The sequence below is a fragment of the Stenotrophomonas maltophilia group sp. RNC7 genome, from assembly GCF_030910085.1.
GTDB lineage: Bacteria > Pseudomonadota > Gammaproteobacteria > Xanthomonadales > Xanthomonadaceae > Stenotrophomonas > Stenotrophomonas sepilia.
In genome coordinates, this window is record NZ_JAVFVN010000922.1 from 1 (window position 1) to 659 (window position 659).

At 57.2% G+C, this 659-nt stretch carries 1 protein-coding gene; it reads left to right on the plus strand.

Annotation, left to right across the window (positions count from 1 at the left end):
• Window positions 1–154 precede the first annotated feature (154 nt).
• Window positions 155–659: portal protein (locus tag RCF13_RS23610; protein ID WP_308141595.1), on the plus strand; the 505-nt coding region annotated here is incomplete at its 3' end.

Below are 659 nucleotides of genomic sequence, written 5' to 3' on the forward strand. Positions count from 1 at the left end.
CGCAGAGGCAGAGCAGGCAAAGACGCGCCGCGCAGAAGAGCGTCAGGCAGCAGAGCAGGCTCAGGGCCGCGCCTCGACTATCATCACGACGCCGCTTGGCGCTCAGGATTACGGCGAAAACCGTAAGCGCACCACTATCGGCGGGTTCTAATCCATGGCTATAGCTGACGATATCATGCAGATGCAGTCGCAGATGGCGGCTGAACGCTATCCGTGGGAAGCGGTCTGGCGTGATGTTGTCAATCTCTGCATGCCGTATGCATCGCACAAATACGAGATCAACGGGCTTGCGCTTTCGACTACGCTGACAGGAACGGCCCAACAGCCACAGGCAGCGCAGCGCAGCAAGGAAATCTTTGACAACACGGCGTCATGGGCGCTCACCCGCCTGTCAGCCGGTATGGAAAGCCTCATTACGCCACGCGTGCAGAAGTGGCATTCATTCTCGCTGGACGATCCGTTCTCGCCCGACCCAACCGATCTTGAGGAAGAATGGCTTGATCGCCTGCGCGATTATCATTTCCAAGCCCGATATGACACGAAGTCCAATTTTGCACTGGCCAATCAGAAGGCAATCCGTGCTGCATGTGGGCTTGGTACTGGCATCACGTATTTGGAAGAAAACCTTGGCCGTCGCGGTGTCGATCCTGTCAAGGTGC